Here is a 1,248-nt window from a genome sequence, read left to right as displayed (position 1 = left end):
CTAGATAAAAAATTCAGTCATTACAGTGCTCAATTCAAGCTATCCGTGCTTCAACATATGTGGAATGAGCAGAAGTCCTGTCGTGAGACGGCGATCTTGTTCGATATTCGGAATGTGGGTGTTTTAAGCGCTTGGGAACGCAGTTATCATAGCGGTGGTATCGAAGCCTTAACCCCACGCACCAGAGGACGCCGCAAAGCCATGTCTACACCCCAAAAAAAAGTTCAACCACAATCTGCCAAGCCAGATGAGAGTCGCAGTCGCGAAGAATTGCTGGAGGAGGTGAATCACCTTCGCATGGAGAATGCTTATTTAAAAAAGTTGAAAGCCTTAGTTCAAGAGCAAGAATTGGAAGCGTCACTCAAAAAGCGCTAATAGTCCAGGAACTAAGGCAACACTATCCAGTTGCTGGTTTGCTTAAGATTGCGGGAATGGCTCGTAGTACGTTTTACTATCAACAAAAAGCGTTGATGGCGAAAGATAAATATGCCGATTTAAAGAAAAGCATTCGCGCTATTTACGAGCGTCATAAGGGGCGTTATGGCTATCGTCGTATTACCGCAACTATCAAGCAATCAGGGGGCAACGTGAACCATAAGACAGTACAACGGCTGATGGCAGAATTAGGGTTGAAATCATTGGTCAGAATCAAAAAATACCGGTCATATAAAGGCAATGTCGGTCGTATCGCACCGAATCTATTGCAGCGCCAGTTTGTCGCTGAAAAGGCGAATCAGAAGTGGGTGACAGACGTGACGGAATTTAATGTGGCAGGAGAAAAGCTTTATTTATCTCCCATTTTAGATTTGTACAATGGTGAAATTGTCGCTTATGAAACATCCCGAAGACCTGTATTCAAAATGGTCAGTGATATGCTCAAGAAAGCATGGGCCAAGCTCAACCCAGAAGATAGACCTATGCTGCATTCAGACCAAGGCTGGCAATATCAAATGTCTGCTTACCAACGAACACTGGAGCAACGCCAGGTTGTGCAGAGCATGTCGCGCAAAGGGAACTGCCTGGATAACGCGGCGATGGAAAGCTTCTTTGGTGTATTGAAGTCAGAATATTATTACCTGAACAAATTTAAAAGCGTCGAAGAACTCGAGAAGGGATTGGCGACCTATATTCGATACTATAATCATGACCGCATCAAAATGAAATTAAAAGGGCTGAGTCCTGTGCAATACAGAAATCAGCCCTTAGTAGCATAGCAATTAAACTGTCCAACTAAATGGGGTCAGTTCA

At 44.0% G+C, this 1,248-nt stretch carries 1 pseudogene; it reads left to right on the top strand.

Annotated features, from left to right (window positions below):
- Positions 1–1,214: pseudogene (locus ACO0KV_RS18330) on the top strand (IS3 family transposase); the annotation flags it as partial.
- Positions 1,215–1,248: the final 34 nt, after the last annotated feature.

Origin of the sequence: Undibacterium sp. RuRC25W (assembly GCF_049339825.1) — a bacterium.
In the GTDB taxonomy this organism is placed as follows: Bacteria; Pseudomonadota; Gammaproteobacteria; order Burkholderiales; family Burkholderiaceae_D; genus Undibacterium.
The sequence above is the reverse complement of the archived record's forward strand: the minus strand, read 5'-3'. Positions and strand labels throughout refer to the sequence as shown.